The organism is Nonomuraea sp. NPDC049421 (genome assembly GCF_040677005.1).
Lineage (GTDB): Bacteria > Actinomycetota > Actinomycetes > Streptosporangiales > Streptosporangiaceae > Nonomuraea > Nonomuraea salmonea.
The window spans coordinates 57,171-71,069 of sequence record NZ_JBFAQA010000014.1 but is presented as its reverse complement, the minus strand read 5'-3'; the positions used below and the strand labels follow the sequence as shown (position 1 = coordinate 71,069).

Below are 13,899 nucleotides of genomic sequence, written 5' to 3'. Positions count from 1 at the left end.
CTGGAGGTGAAAGGACCGTATGTCCGCCGATGTCTTGACCCGTCTGGTCCGCGAGATCCACGAGGAGGCGGAGCGTGCCCGTACGTCGCCGGCTCCCGAGCTGACGTTCTCCCTGTGGCGGCGCTTCGCCGACGGCGGGGACCGGCTGGCGTACGAGGGCGCCTATTTCGAGCGCCGCCGCAGGCTGGCCGCGCTGCTGCTGGCCGCGCACCTGGACGACCGGCCGGACCCGGCGCTGGACGACCTGCTGTGGTCGGTGTGCGACGAGTACTCCTGGGTGCTGCCGGCGCACGAGCCGGAGGGCGGCGACCCCAACGCGTTCGTGGACCTGTTCGCCGCCGAGACGGCGCAGACGCTGGCGGAGGGGGTGCGGCTGCTGGGCGGGCACGTGGACGCGCGGGTGCGGGCGCGGGTGCGCGCGGAGGTGGAGCGGCGGGTCTTCGCTTCGCTGGAGGCGGGGACGATGTGGTGGGAGTCGGCCCCGCACAACTGGTCGGCGGTGTGCGCGGGCGCGGCGGGCGCGGCGGCGCTGGCTCTGGGCGCCGATCGGGTGGTGGCGCGGCTGAAGGGCGCGATGGAGGCGTTCCTGTCGGGTACGGGCGCCGACGGCGCCTGCCTGGAGGGGCCGGACTACTGGGCGTACGGGTTCGGATATTTCGTGTACTTCGCCGAGGCGCTGCGCGAGCACACCGGCGCGGACCTGCTGGACGATCCGCACGTGCGGGAGATGGCCGCCTACCCGGCGCGGGTGGATCTGGGTGACGGCACCAGGCCGGCGTTCGCGGACGCGCAGGCGCGCGGCGTCTACCCGGCGGGGCTGCTGTCGCGGCTGTCGGAGCGGCTCGGCGTGCCGGTGCCGGTCACCGTGGGGGAGCCGTCGTTCCATGACGACGCCTGTTACCGGTGGGCGCATCTGTCGCGGACGTTGTGGTGGGCGCGGGAGGTTCCGGTGGCGGAGCCGGAGCCGCATGCGTACCTGCCGGACGCGGGCATCGTGGTGGCGCGGTCCGGCGGGGCGGCGTTCGCGGCCAAGGGCGGGCACAACGACGAGCCGCACAACCACCTCGACGTCGGCACGTTCGTGCTGCACGTGCGGGGTGAGACGCTGCTGGACGATCTGGGCGCGCCGGAGTACACCCGCGACTACTTCCGCGAGGGCCGCTACCTGGTGCCGCAGGCGTCGGCGGAGTGGCACTCGATCCCGCTGGTCGAGGGGCGGGGGCAGGTGCCGGGGCCCGAGCGGCGGGCCGAGGTGCTGGAGCACGCCGCCGGCGGCGACGCGGTGACGTTCGCACTCGACCTCACCGCCGCCTACGCGGTGCCCTGCCTGGAGCGGCTCACCCGGACGTTCCGGTGGCGGCCCGGCGGGCTGGAGCTGACCGACGCGTTCGGCTTCACCACGCGGGACGCGCGGGTGACCGAGGTGTTCGTGTCGCGCCGGCGCCCGGTGCTGGGCGACGGCCGGGTCACGTGGGGGCCGGTCGCGCTGGAGGTTCCGGCCGGGTGGCGGGCCGAGGCCGACGAGCTGGCGGTACGCGGCCACGACGGCGAGCAGGAGACCGTGCACCGGGTGCGCCTGTCGGCCAGGGTGCCGTCGGGCGCGCACCGGTTCACGTTCACCGTGGACGGCTGATCAGGACTCGGTGGCGGGGGCGGGGTCGGCGGGCACCAGCACGCGTCGGGGCGGGCCGCCCTCACCTGGGAGCGTCATGGTGATGAGGGCGGCGGCGAGTGCCGCGCCGCAGCCGATGAGCATGCCGACGTGGAAGCCGCGCTCCGACGGCAGCGGGTGGCCGCCGAAGTCGATGGTGAGCTGCGAGAGCACGACTCCGACGACGGCGGCGGAGACAGTGGTGCCGATGGAGCGCATCAAGGTGTTGAAGCTGTTGGCCGCGCCGGTCTCCGAGCGCGGCACGGCGCCCATGATGAGGGCGGGCATCGAGCCGTAGGCGAAGCCGACGCCGACGGCGCACACGCAGGTGATGACGAGCAGGCCCCAGGTGGAGCCGAGCAGGACGACCGACAGGCCGTAGCCGAGCGCCATGACGAGGCTGCCGGTGATGAGCGTGACCTTGGGCCCGCGGGCGGCCGACAGGCGGGCGCCGACGGGGGAGACGATCATCATCATGAGACCGGCGGGGGCCATCCAGAGGCCGGCGGCGAGCATGGACTGGCCGAGCCCGTAGCCGGTGGCGGCGGGCAGTTGCAGGATCTGGATGACGATCAGCGACTGGGCGTACATGGAGAAGCCGACCACGATCGAGGCCACGTTGGTGAGCAGCACCTGGGGGCGGGCGGCGACGCGCAGGTCCACCAGCGGGTCGCGGGCGCGCAGCTCCCACCAGCCCCACAGCGGCAGCACGAGGGCGGCGGCGGCCAGCAGGCCGAGCGTGGGCGCGCTGTCCCAGCCCCAGTCGGCGCCCTTGGAGACGCCGAGCAGCAGGCAGACGAGTCCCGCGCCGAGCCCGAGCGCGCCGAGCACGTCGACGCGGCCGCGCGCGGCGGGCGGCGTGTACGGCACCAGCAGCCGGATGAGCGCGGCCACCAGCAGGCCGAGCACGGCGGTGGCCCAGAACAGCGCCCGCCAGCTGGCGTACTCGGCGACGGCGGCGGCGATGGGCAGGCCGAGCGCGCCGCCGATGCCCATGGACGAGCTCATCAGCGCGATGGACGGGCCGAGCCGGTCGGGCGGCAGCACCTCGCGCAGGGCGCTGATGCCGAGGGGGATGAGGCCCATGCCCATGCCCTGCAGGCCGCGTCCGGCGATCATGGGGGCGAGCGAGCCGGCCAGGGCGCAGGTGACGCAGCCGAGGACCAGGGGGACGGCGCAGACGAGCATCATGCGGCGCTTGCCGTACAGGTCGCCGAGCCGTCCCATGACGGGGGTGGTGACGGCGCCGGCCAGCAGGGTCGCGGTGACCACCCAGGAGGCGTCGGAGGCGGTGGCGTGCAGCATCGACGGCAGGCGGCCGATGAGGGGGACGACGAGGGTCTGGGTGAGTGAGGCGACGATGCCGGCGACGGCCATCACGGTGACGATGCCGTGCCGGGTTGCGGGTCTGCCGGGCTCTTCCACGCGTGTGTCCCCCCGATGGTAGCGACGTGCACCACCCACATAGCGTGATGAATGCACACATTGTGGGTGTTGCACATTCTTGTGGAAGATATGCACCTCGACCGCAGCGCGTACCTCCTGCTCAGCCGGATCCGCCGCGAGGGGCCGATGTCCATCGGGCAGCTCAGCAGAGCCTTCGGTCTCGACGACGACGTCGAACGCCTCCCCGCCCGCCCCTGGCCGGCCTACGCCAGGGGCGCGGCCGGCTCCTCCTGACGCAGCGGGAAGTGGCAGGCCACCTGGTGCGCCCCGCCCTGAAGGGGCGGCTCGGCAGCGCATATGTCCTGCGCGAGCGGGCAGCGGGTGCGGAAGCGGCAGCCGGTCGGCGGGTTCAGCGCGCTCGGCAGCTCGCCCTTGATCGTGGTGTCCGGGCTGGGCACGTGATCGGGGTCCGGTGAGGGGACGGCGTCCAACAGCGCCTGCGTGTAGGGGTGGCGCGGGGCGCGGACGACCTGGTGGGCGGGCCCGATCTCGACCATCTTGCCGAGGTACATCACGCCGATCCTGTCGGCCATGTAGTCGACCACGGACAGGTCGTGGCTGATGAACACGTACGACAGGCCCAGCTCGCCCTGCAGGTCCCGCATCAGGTTGAGGACCTGGGCCTGCACCGAGACGTCCAGCGCGCTGACCGGCTCGTCGGCGACGATGAGCCGGGGCCGCAACGCCAGCGACCTGGCCAGGCCGATGCGCTGCAGCTGGCCGCCGGAGAACTCGTGCGGGTAGCGCTCCAGCGCCGTCCTGGGCAGGCCCACCTGGTCGAGCAGCTCGGTGACCCGGGCGCGCCGCTGCGCCGCGTCGCCGGCCTGCTGGATCTCCAGCGGCTCGGTGAGGATGGAGTCGATGCGCATGCGCGGGTTCATGGCCGCGTAGCTGTCCTGGAACATCAGCTGCACCTGCCGGTGCATGCGGTGGCGGGCGCGCCGGTCGAGGCCGGCGATGTCGGTGCCGTCCACGACGATGCTGCCGCCGGTGGCGGGCTCGAGACCGGCCACGAGCCGGCCGACGGTGGACTTGCCGCAGCCCGACTCGCCCACGATGCCGAGCGTCTCGCCGGGCGCGACCTCGAACGACACCCCGGCCACGGCGCTGACCTTGCCGCTGGAGCGCTTCAGCCCGGCGCCGCCCGCGTCGTACTCCTTGACCAGGTCGCGCACGCTCAGGATCGGCTCGGCGGCGGCCGTGGCGGCCTGCTCGCGGCCGGTGGGCGGGGCGAGCACGACGGGCTCGGTGACGGGGTGCAGGCAGGCGAAGGCGTGCCCGTTCCCGGCCGCCGTGAGCGCGATGTCGCCGGTGCGGCACTCGTCGGTGGCGAAGCGGCAGCGCGGCGCGAAGCGGCAGCCGGTCAGCGGGCGCGACAGGTCGGGCGGCAGGCCGGGGATGCTGTAGAGGCGGCCGTCGCCGTCGGTGGCCGACTCGGGCAGGGCGCGCATGAGCGCCTCGGTGTAGCGGTGCCGGGGCGCGCGGAACAGCTCGGGGGTGGTGGCGGTCTCCACGACGCGGCCGGCGTACATGACGGCGACGCGGTCGGCGCGGCCTGCGATCACGCCGAGGTCGTGGGTGACCAGGATGACCGCCATCCTGAACTCTTCGCGCAGGTCGTCGATGAGCTCCAGGATCTGGCGCTGGGTGGTGACGTCCAGGGCCGTGGTGGGCTCGTCGGCGATGAGCAGGCGCGGGGAGCGGATGAGCGCCATGGCGATGACCACGCGCTGGCGCATGCCGCCCGACAGCTGGTGCGGGTAGTCGTCGACGATCTTGTCGGGGCGGGGCATGCCGACCCGGCGCAGGATCTCGATCGCCCGCTCGCGCGCCTCGGCCTTGCCGACCTTCTGGTGCACCCGCAGCGGCTCGGCCACCTGGGCGCCGATGCGCATGGTGGGGTTGAGCGAGGTGAGCGGGTCCTGGAAGACCATGCCCATCTCGACGCCGCGCACCCGGCGCAGCTCGGGCGCCTGCATGGTGCGCAGGTCGCGGCCGTCGAAGAGGATCTCCCCGCCGACGACGGAGCCGCCGGTGGGCAGCAGCCCCATGATCGACAGCACGGTCATGGTCTTGCCGCTGCCCGACTCGCCGACGATGCCGAGCGTCTCGCCCTGGTGGACGTCGAGGGTGACGCGGTCGAGCGCGTGCACGGTGCCGCGCCGCAGCGCGATGTCGGTGCTGAGGTCGCGCAGCCGCAGCAGCGGCTCGCTGGTGGGGTTCCCCATGGTGCGAAAAACTCCTGTCAACGCCGCCGGAGGCGGACCTCGAAGACGTCCCTCAGCCCGTCGCCGATGAAGTTGAAGGCGAGGACGATGAGGATGATGGCGATGCCCGGCGGGTACAGCAGCCACCAGTGGCCGCTGAAGGTGTCCGACAGGCCGTCCGACAGCATGCCGCCCCAGTTCGCGGCGGGTGGCGGCACGCCCAGTCCGAGGAAGGACAGGTACGCCACGTACAGGATGGCGTCGGCCACCTGGAAGGTGGCGTTGACGATCACCGTGCCGATGGCGTTGGGGATGATGTGCCGGCGCACCGCGCGCCCGCCGGTGCCGCCCATGCCGCGCATCGCCATGACGTACTCGCGGGTGCGCAGCGTCAGCGCCTCGCCGCGGACCAGCCGGGCGGGGCCGAGCCAGGCGAAGGCGCCGATGATGACGATGAGCATCGGCACGGTCGGCGTGACGATCGAGGCCATGAGCATGAACAGGAACAGCGCCGGGATCGACATGAACGCGTCGACCACGCGCATCATGACCGCGTCCAGCCAGCCGCCGGCGAAGCCCGCGACGGCGCCCCAGACGGTGCCGACGACCGTGGCCAGCAGGCCGGCCGCCAGGCCGACCACGATGGAGGTCTGCCCGCCCAGCATGAGCCGGCCGAGCTGGTCGTAGCCGACGCCGTCGGTGCCGAGCGGATGCCCGTCGCCGGGGGTGAGGAACACCTTCGTCAGGTCAGTGTGCACCTGGTCGGTCTGGTAGAACAGCGGCCCTAGGAAGCTGAAGGCGGCCAGCAGCACGAACAGGCCGACGCCCACCAGGGCCAGCCGGTTCTCGCAGAACACCTCCAGGCCCTGGCGCCACATGCCGCGGACGGGCGCCTCGTCCTCGTGCGGGGTCGCGGTCATGAGCGGCCTGCCTTGAGTCGTACGCGCGGGTCGACGGCGGCGTAGAGCACGTCGGCGACCAGCGCGCCCAGCACGGTGGCCACGGAGATCAGCAGGGTGACACCGAGCAGGATCGGGTAGTCCCGCTTGAGCGCCGCCTGCCAGAACAGCAGCCCCATGCCGGGGTAGTTGAACAGCCGCTCGACCACCAGGGCGCCGCTGAACAGCGCCGGCAGGTACATGCCGAGCAGCGTGATGACGGGGAACAGGCCGTTGCGCAGGGTGTGGCCGACGATCACGCGGCTCTCCGACAGGCCCTTGCTACGGGCCGTGCGCACGTAGTTCTCGTTGAGGTTGTCGACCATGGACGAGCGTACGTAGCGGGAGTAGACGGCGACGGTGAGGATGGCCAGCGTGACCGTGGGCAGCACCAGCCCGGCCGGGTCGGCCAGCACCTCCGCCAGCGTGAAGCCCTGCGGCGCCTCGGGCGGCAGCAGCGGCCACACCTGCGAGAACAGGATGATCATCATGAGGCCCATGAAGAAGATCGGGGTGGCGTAGGCCAGCAGCGACAGCCCGTTGATGGTGTAGTCGGGCCAGCGGTTACGCCGGACGGCCTGCACCACGCCGAGCGGGACGGCCACCACGACCGCCAGCAGGGTCGAGGCCAGCGACAGCAGCATGGTCTTGGGCAGCCGCTGCGCGATGGCCTCCGACACCGACTGGTTGAGCTGGAAGGAGTAGCCCAGGTCGCCGGTGACCAGCCGCTGCAGGTACATCGCGTACTGCTGCCACAGCGGCCGGTCGTACCCCATCTCGTGGTTGAAGGCGGCGATCTGCTCGAGCGTCGCTTCCTTGCCCAGGATGGCCCTGGCCGCGCCTCCCGGCAGCAGGTGCAGGATCACGAACGTGATCAGCGTCACCAGGATCACGATGACCAGGGCCTGGCCCAGACGGGTGAGGAGGTACCGGGGCAAGGGTCAGCTCTTCCAGGACCAGTCTTGGAAGTACATGAGGTTCATCGGGTCCTGCGGCTCGACGCCCTGCAGGCCCGACTTGTACGCCGAAATCTGGTAGACGGGGTTCGGCATCCACAGCACCGGCAGGTCCTTGGCCAGGAAGTCGTCGTACTCCTGGAGGGCGCCGGCGTCGTCGGAGAACTGCGCCTTCTCGATCAGCTCGTCGGCCTCGGGGTTGCTGTAGCTGCCGAGGTTGACGGGGGCGTCGGTCTGGAAGAGCCGCTCACCGGAGGCGAAGGCGGGGTAGTACCAGCTGCCCTGGGAACCGAAGAACGACATGTCCCAGTCGCACTTGGACTCCTCCGGCTTGCAGGCGGGGGTGACCGCGACGGAGTCGGGCACCTCCTTGATGGTCAGCTGCACGCCGAGCTTGGCCATCTGGGACTTGATCTCGGCGAACATCTTGGTGGTGGCGGCGAAGCCGGACTGGCTGGTGACGGTGAAGTTCAGCGGGGTGTCCTTGGCGATGCCCGCACCGCACAGCGCGGGGTCGGCGCAGGTGGTGGTCCCGTCGGGGGTGACCTTCCAGCCGTGGCTCTCCAGCAACTGCTTGGCCTTGGCCGGGTCGAACGGGTAGACACAGCCTTCGCCGGCCGGCGAGCCCTGCTTGGCGGGAACGGGGCCGCAGGTGGGGGCGGCCATGTCGGCCCAGATGACCTTGCTGATGGTGGGCTGGTCGATGAGGTGCTGCAGCGCCTGGCGCAGGTACGGCTGCTTGAACAACGCCCCGGTCTTGGGGTTGTTGAAGTTCAGCTGCAGGTACGTGATCGACCACCCGTACCAGGGGGCGACCTTGTAGCCCTTGGACTCCAGGTACGACTTCTGCGACAGGTTGGCCGGCGGGATGTAGCCGTAGTCGATGTCGCCGGCGCGCAGCACGTTGAACTCGGCGTCGTCGCCGGTGAACGGGCGCAGCACGACCTTGCCGATCTTCGGCTTGTCGGGGCCAGAGTAGGCGTCCTGCTTGGCCAGGACCACCTCGCCGCTGGGGACGTAGCTCTCCAGCTTCCAGGGGCCGCTGGTGGTCTTCCACAGCGGGTTGGTGGCGTAGGTCTTGGGGTCCTTGGAGGCGGCGGTCAGCTCTTCGAACGTCTTCTTGGGGTCGCCCTTGTCCCAGGCGTGCTGGGGGAGCGGGACGATGCGGTTGAGCTGGTTGCCGACGAACCAGGCGGCGTTGTAGGCCTTCTTGGTGGTGATCGAGAAGGTCTTGTCGTCCTTGACCTTGAAGTCGGCGACGTTGTCGGGGAAGCCGCCGGGCCGGTAGGAGGCCCACTTGTCCTTGTTGGTGGTCACCAGGTCCCACCAGAACTCGACGTCCTTGGTGGTGATCGGCTTGCCGTCGGACCAGGTGTTGTCCTTGAGCGTGATGGTCAGCGTCCTGCCCTTGTCGCTGACCACGGGCGGCTCGGCGAGCGACCGCGTCGGGTTGACGTTGTCCTCGGTCGTGCCGTCGAGCTGGAAGCTGTAGAGCTTGCGGTACAGGGCGGTGGAGAAGATGTCGTTCTCGCCCTGGGTGAATCCGGGGGCCGAGATCGGCAGGATCCAGTTCGGCGTGCGGAGGGCCACGGTCACGGTGTCCTTGCTCTGCGCCGCTCCGCCCTGCGGCGTACCGCCGCCGGCGCCCGCGCTGCAGGCGGTCAAACCGAGCCCGATGGCCACCACGCCGCTCACGATGCGGGTTCTCGTCCCCATGTTTCTCCTCGTCGAGACGTGCGCGGGCCCTCCAGGGGGCCTTCAGTCCGGAGAATGTATAGAGGTACAAGTACTAAGTCAATGTGAAAAATCGGCTTTGTTCGGGACACTTATTTCGGGATAGAGTCCGCGGCGAGGAGGTCCGCCGGGCGAGATCCGCGTGGAACGCATGCGACATCCGCGTGACATCTTTCGGTGATCGTCTTCGTGCCCGATGATGGGCGTCTGCTGTGATGGCCCGCCTGGGCCCAGGGGTCGGGCCCGCTCGCGGGCCCCCGTGCTCGCCTGCGCTGCGCCAGGGGGGAGGAGAGACATGCCGGAGCCGCCCGCCAAGCTGCGCGAGCAGGCGTTGAACCTGCTGGCCAGCGGCAAGGCCGCCTCCCGTGCGGACCTGGTGGAGCTCCTGGAGGTGGCTCCCTCGACGGTCTCCAGCGTGGTACGCCGCCTGCTGGAGGAGGGCACGATCCTGGAGGAGGGCGTCGGCGCCTCCACCGGCGGCCGCCGGCCCAGGATCCTGCGGCTGCGCGAGGACGGCGGCGTGCTCGCCGTGGCCGAGCTCGGCGGCCGGCACGCCCGCGTCGGCCTGTGCGCCCCCTCAGGAGCACTCCAGGTCGCCGAGGAGCTCGCCGTCGACATAAGCGCAGGCCCGCAGGCGATCTTCGACGAGATCAGCGAGGCCTTCGACCGTGTCAGGACCGCCCACGCGCCCGGCCGCCGCCTGCTGGCCGTCGGCATGGCGTTGCCGGGGCCCGTCGACTTCCCGCACGGCCGGCTCGTCGGCCCGGCCCGCATGCCCGGCTGGAGCGGCTACGACGTCCAGGCCGACCTGGGCGAGCGCTTCCAGGCCGGCGCCCTGGCCGACAACGACGCCAAGGCCGCCGCCATCGGCGAGTACGTCACCCGCCGCGCCACCGGCGACATGATCTACGTCAAGGCCGGCAGCGGCATCGGCGGCTGCCTGGTCACCGGCGGCCGCATCTACCGCGGCGGGCGCGGCCTGTCCGGCGACCTCACCCACGTGCGGGTGGCCGACAGCGGCGAGCGCGAATGCTCCTGCGGCAGCCGCGGCTGCCTGGAGACCGTCGCCAGCGGCGCCGCGCTCGTGCGCGAGCTGGCCCGCCGCGGCCGGCCCGTCACCGGGCTGCGCGACGTCGTGGCCGCCACCGTGGACGCCGACCCCGCCGTCGTGACGCTCGTGCGCCAGGCCGGCCGGCTGCTCGGCGTCGCCCTGTCGGGCCTGGTCAACTTCCTCAACCCCGACAGCGTCGTCATCGGCGGCGCGCTGTCCAGCCTCGACGTCTACGTCGCGGCCGTCAAAGGCGTGCTGTACGAGCGCTGCCTGCCGCCCCTGACCCAGTCGCTGTCCATCGAGGCGAGCGCGGCGGGCCCCGACGCCGCCCTCATCGGGCTCGGAAGGCTGCTGCGCGAGACGACCGACCTGCACTCCACCACCGACGCCACCACCTAGGAAGCACCACCGTGACCATTACCGGGTCCCTGCGTATCGCCGTCTGCGGCATCCACATCGAGTCCAGCACCTTCTCGCCGCACCTGAGCGGCACCGCCGACTTCGACGTCACCCGCGGCCAGGCCCTGCTCGACCGCTACGACTGGCTGGGCAGCCCATGGGCGGCCGAGGTCGAGTGGGTGCCGCTCGTGCACGCCCGCGCCCTGCCCGGCGGCGCTGTCGAGCCCGCCGCGTACGACGCCTGGCGCGCGGAGATCGTCCAGGGCCTCGGCCAGGGTGACTTCGACGGCGTTCTGCTCGACATCCACGGCGCCATGAGCGTCGTCGGCCGCGAGGACGCCGAAGGCGACCTCATCACCGCGATCCGGTCGGTGATCGGCCCGGAGCCGCTCGTGTCGGCCGCGATGGACCTGCACGGCAACGTCTCCCACGTCCTGTTCGACGGCTGTGACCTGCTGACCTGCTACCGCACCGCGCCTCACGTGGACGTCTGGGAGACCCGCGAGCGCGCCGCCCGCAACCTCGTCGAGGCGCTGCACGCCGGCGGCCGGCCGCACAAGGCGCTCGTGCACGTGCCGATCCTGCTGCCCGGCGAGATGACCAGCACCCGCGTCGAGCCCGCCCGCGGCCTGTACGCCCGCATCCCCGAGGTCGAGTCCAGGCCCGGCGTGATCGACGCGGCCATCTGGATCGGCTTCGCCTGGGCCGACGAGCCGCGCTGCACCGGCGCCGTCGTGGCCACCGGCACCGACCGGGCCGCCACCGAGCAGGCCGCCCGCGAGCTGGGCCAGGCGTTCTGGGACGCCCGCGACGACTTCGCCTTCGTCGCCCCCACCGGCTCCATGGACGAGTGCCTCGACGCGGCGCTGAAGGAGGGCGCGGCCCGGCCTTACTTCATCAGCGACTCCGGCGACAACCCGGGCGCGGGCGGCGCCGACGACGTCACCTACGCCCTGGAGCGCCTGCTGGCCAGGCCCGAGATCCGCGACGGCTCCGTACGCGCCGTCTTCGCCTCCCTCGTCGACCCCGAGGCGGTGGCGCGCGTCGGGCACCTGCCGGTCGGCTCGCCCGTCGGTGTGCGCGCCGGCGGCCGGATCGACACCCGCGCGCCCGGGCCGCTCCTGCTGGAGGGCACGCTGGAGGCCGTGGCCGACGACCCCGACGGCGGCCGGGTGGTCAGCGTGCGCATCGGCGGGCTGAGCGTCTTCCTCACCTCGCGGCGCATGCAGTACCGGCTGCTGGAGTCGTACCGGCGGCTGGGGGTGGAGGTCGCCGAGGTTGACGTCGTCACCGTGAAGATCGGCTACCTGGAGCCCGAGCTGTTCGAGGCCGCCGCCGGCTGGATGCTGGCGCTCACGCCCGGCGGCGTGGACCAGGACCTGCACCGGCTGCCCTACCGCAACCTCAAGCGGCCCATCTTCCCGCTCGACGCCGACGCCGCGCTCTAGCGCGCGGCCTGCTCCTCAGGGGCGCGCAGCTTGGTCATGATGCGGTCGAGCGCGGCCAGATCGTCGGGGTCGAGGGCCAGCAGGGAGCGCGGCGGGCGGGCCAGGATGCGCTGGGCCTCCTCGGCGACCGCCGTGCCCGACGGCGTCAGCGTGACGATCTTGCTGCGGCGGTCGCCGGGGGAGACGCTGCGGGTGACGTGGCCGCGCCGCTCCAGGTCGTCCACCATCAGCGAGGTGTACGGCTTGTCGGTGGCCAGCTCGGTCGTCAGCTCCCGCATGGTCATCGGCCCGGCCAGCAGGTAGCGCAGCGCCTTGATGCGGAAGAAGCTCATGCCGAGCGCGTCGGCCACCTCCTTGCGGCGGTTCTCCTGCCGCAGGACCAGGTCGTACATGGCGGCCCACACCCGGGCCACCGCCTCCTGCTCGTTGGTCTCGCTCATGTCGTCTCCTGCGGGTGGGCCAGCCGTTCGGCGGTGCGCGCGGCGCTGCGGCGGGCCCAGCCGGTGGTGGTCAGGATAGCGAGCAGCACGATCGCCACGCCGCAGCCGGTGATGATCCAGTAGCCGACGTGGCTGGCCGCAGGGAACCCGGTGACGAACGGCCCGGCCACCGCCGAGGTGACCAGCGCGCCGATGACCGCGACGCCGAGCGTCTGCCCGATCTGCCGGCTGGTCGAGGTCACCGCCGCCGCCACCCCGGCCCGTTCGCGCGGCATGCCGGACACGGCGGTGTTGGTGATCGGCGCGTTCAGCATGCCGAAGCCGAGGCCGAACAGCACGTACGCGGCCATCAGCCGCCAGATCGGCGTGTCCGTCGCCAGCCCCGTCATGATCAGGCCGCTCGCCCCGATCGAGGCGCCGGCCAGCAGCAGCGGCACCCGGGTCCCGGCGTTGGCCACGATCCGGCCCGCCAGCGGCGAGCACAGCACGGTCAGTCCCGCCATGGGCAGCGTGTAGAGGCCGGCGTGCAGCGCGGACAGGCCCAGCACGTCCTGCAGATAGAGGGTGTTGACGAACAGGAAGCCGCCGAGCGCGGCGAACCCGCACACCGCCGTCACGGTCGCGCCCGCGAACGGCACGCTGCGGAAGAAGCGCAGCTCGATCAGCGGCTCCTCGGTGCGCAGCTCGTAGCGGATCAGCCCGGCCAGCGCCAGCGCGGCCACCGTGAAGCAGGCCAGCGTACGCGGCGACCCCCATCCGGCGGCCGGCGCCTCGATCAGCCCGAACGTCAGCGTCGCCAGCGCCACGATGACCAGCACCTGCCCGACCGGGTCCACCCGGCGCGGGCGCGGCGCGCGCGACTCGGGCACGAACAGCGCGCACAGCACGAACGCGGCCACCCCCACCGGGATGTTGATCCAGAAGATCGACTGCCAGCCGACCGCGCCCACCAGCGCGCCGCCCACCAGCGGGCCCAGCGCCATGCTGACGCCGCTCACCCCGCCCCACACGCCGATCGCCCTGGCCCGCTCGCCCGGCTCGGTGAAGGTGTTCGTGATGATCGACATGGCGACCGGGTTGAGCATCGACCCGCCCACCGCCTGCAACGCCCGCGCCCCGATCAGCCAGCCCAGGCTCGGCGCCAGTGAGCACATGAGCGAGCCCAGCGTGAACAGCGTCAGCCCGGTCTGGAACGTGCGGCGCCGGCCGATCCTGTCGCCGGTGGAGCCGGACAGCATGAGCAGGCTGGCCAGCACCACCGTGTAGGCGTCGATGATCCACTGCAGGCCGGAGACGGAGGCGTTCAGGTCGCGCCGGATGGCGGGCAGCGCGATGTTCACGATCGTGTTGTCCAGGCCGACGATGAACAGGCTCATGCAGCAGATCGCCAGGACGAGCATCCGCCGCCGCCGGCCGAGCGCGGGGGGCGCCGCCGCGGCGGAGGCGGACTGATCGGTTATAGGCATACAACGATTATATTCGCATAACTAATGATGTCACCGCTTGGGGGAAGTGCCCGGATGGTGGGCCGGGACGTGTACTCCGGCTCGGCCGGTCCGACGAGGCGTTCACCGCCCTCGCCCGCGAGGTGGCCGACCGCTGGCAGCGGTCACCGGAGCGGCGGCCCTG

Annotated in this window: 11 protein-coding genes; 4 read left to right on the top strand and 7 right to left on the bottom strand. The window is 72.0% G+C overall.

The window, feature by feature from the left end:
- Positions 1-19 precede the first annotated feature (19 nt).
- A complete protein-coding gene (locus AB0K18_RS24130; RefSeq protein WP_364917888.1) occupies positions 20-1,633 on the top strand; it encodes a heparinase II/III family protein in 1,614 nt (537 codons plus the stop codon).
- On the opposite strand, the gene AB0K18_RS24125 is transcribed toward AB0K18_RS24130, so the two are convergent.
- The gene (locus AB0K18_RS24125) at positions 1,634-3,076 is read right to left on the bottom strand and encodes an MFS transporter (RefSeq protein WP_364917885.1); all 1,443 of its coding nucleotides are present in this window, start codon (positions 3,074-3,076) and stop codon (positions 1,634-1,636) included. It lies immediately after the preceding gene.
- Between the two features lie 69 nt (positions 3,077-3,145).
- Between AB0K18_RS24125 and AB0K18_RS24120 the strand changes: the two genes are divergently transcribed.
- A complete protein-coding gene (locus tag AB0K18_RS24120; protein ID WP_364917882.1) occupies positions 3,146-3,331 on the top strand; it encodes a hypothetical protein in 186 nt (61 codons plus the stop codon).
- Here the strand turns inward: AB0K18_RS24120 and AB0K18_RS24115 are convergent.
- The 4 genes from AB0K18_RS24115 to AB0K18_RS24100 are packed head-to-tail and all read right to left on the bottom strand — an operon-like array spanning position 3,301 to position 8,914.
- The gene (locus AB0K18_RS24115) at positions 3,301-5,325 is read right to left on the bottom strand and encodes an ABC transporter ATP-binding protein (protein ID WP_364917879.1); all 2,025 of its coding nucleotides are present in this window, start codon (positions 5,323-5,325) and stop codon (positions 3,301-3,303) included. The genes AB0K18_RS24120 and AB0K18_RS24115 overlap by 31 nt on opposite strands.
- A gap of 17 nt (positions 5,326-5,342) precedes the next feature.
- A complete protein-coding gene (locus AB0K18_RS24110; protein ID WP_355419555.1) occupies positions 5,343-6,224 on the bottom strand; it encodes an ABC transporter permease in 882 nt (293 codons plus the stop codon).
- Complete coding sequence (locus AB0K18_RS24105; RefSeq protein WP_345404185.1) at positions 6,221-7,180, bottom strand: ABC transporter permease; 960 nt, start codon at positions 7,178-7,180, stop codon at positions 6,221-6,223. The genes AB0K18_RS24110 and AB0K18_RS24105 overlap by 4 nt, the downstream gene beginning before the upstream one ends.
- Positions 7,181-7,183: 3 nt before the next feature.
- On the bottom strand, positions 7,184-8,914 hold the full coding sequence (locus tag AB0K18_RS24100) for a peptide ABC transporter substrate-binding protein (protein WP_364917877.1): 1,731 nt from the start codon (positions 8,912-8,914) through the stop codon (positions 7,184-7,186).
- A 313-nt stretch (positions 8,915-9,227) separates the two neighbouring features.
- On the opposite strand from AB0K18_RS24100, the gene AB0K18_RS24095 reads away from it, so the two are divergent.
- Complete coding sequence (locus AB0K18_RS24095; protein WP_364917874.1) at positions 9,228-10,382, top strand: ROK family transcriptional regulator; 1,155 nt, start codon at positions 9,228-9,230, stop codon at positions 10,380-10,382.
- 11 nt (positions 10,383-10,393) lie between these two features.
- The gene (locus AB0K18_RS24090) at positions 10,394-11,830 is read left to right on the top strand and encodes a M81 family metallopeptidase (RefSeq protein WP_364917872.1); all 1,437 of its coding nucleotides are present in this window, start codon (positions 10,394-10,396) and stop codon (positions 11,828-11,830) included.
- Here AB0K18_RS24090 and AB0K18_RS24085 read toward each other — a convergent pair.
- Together AB0K18_RS24085 and AB0K18_RS24080 are read right to left on the bottom strand one after the other, a co-directional pair.
- The gene (locus tag AB0K18_RS24085) at positions 11,827-12,270 is read right to left on the bottom strand and encodes a MarR family transcriptional regulator (RefSeq protein WP_364917869.1); all 444 of its coding nucleotides are present in this window, start codon (positions 12,268-12,270) and stop codon (positions 11,827-11,829) included. The genes AB0K18_RS24090 and AB0K18_RS24085 overlap by 4 nt on opposite strands.
- A complete protein-coding gene (locus AB0K18_RS24080) occupies positions 12,267-13,736 on the bottom strand; it encodes an MFS transporter (RefSeq protein ID WP_364917867.1) in 1,470 nt (489 codons plus the stop codon). The genes AB0K18_RS24085 and AB0K18_RS24080 overlap by 4 nt, the downstream gene beginning before the upstream one ends.
- Between the last annotated feature and the right edge of the window lie 163 nt (positions 13,737-13,899).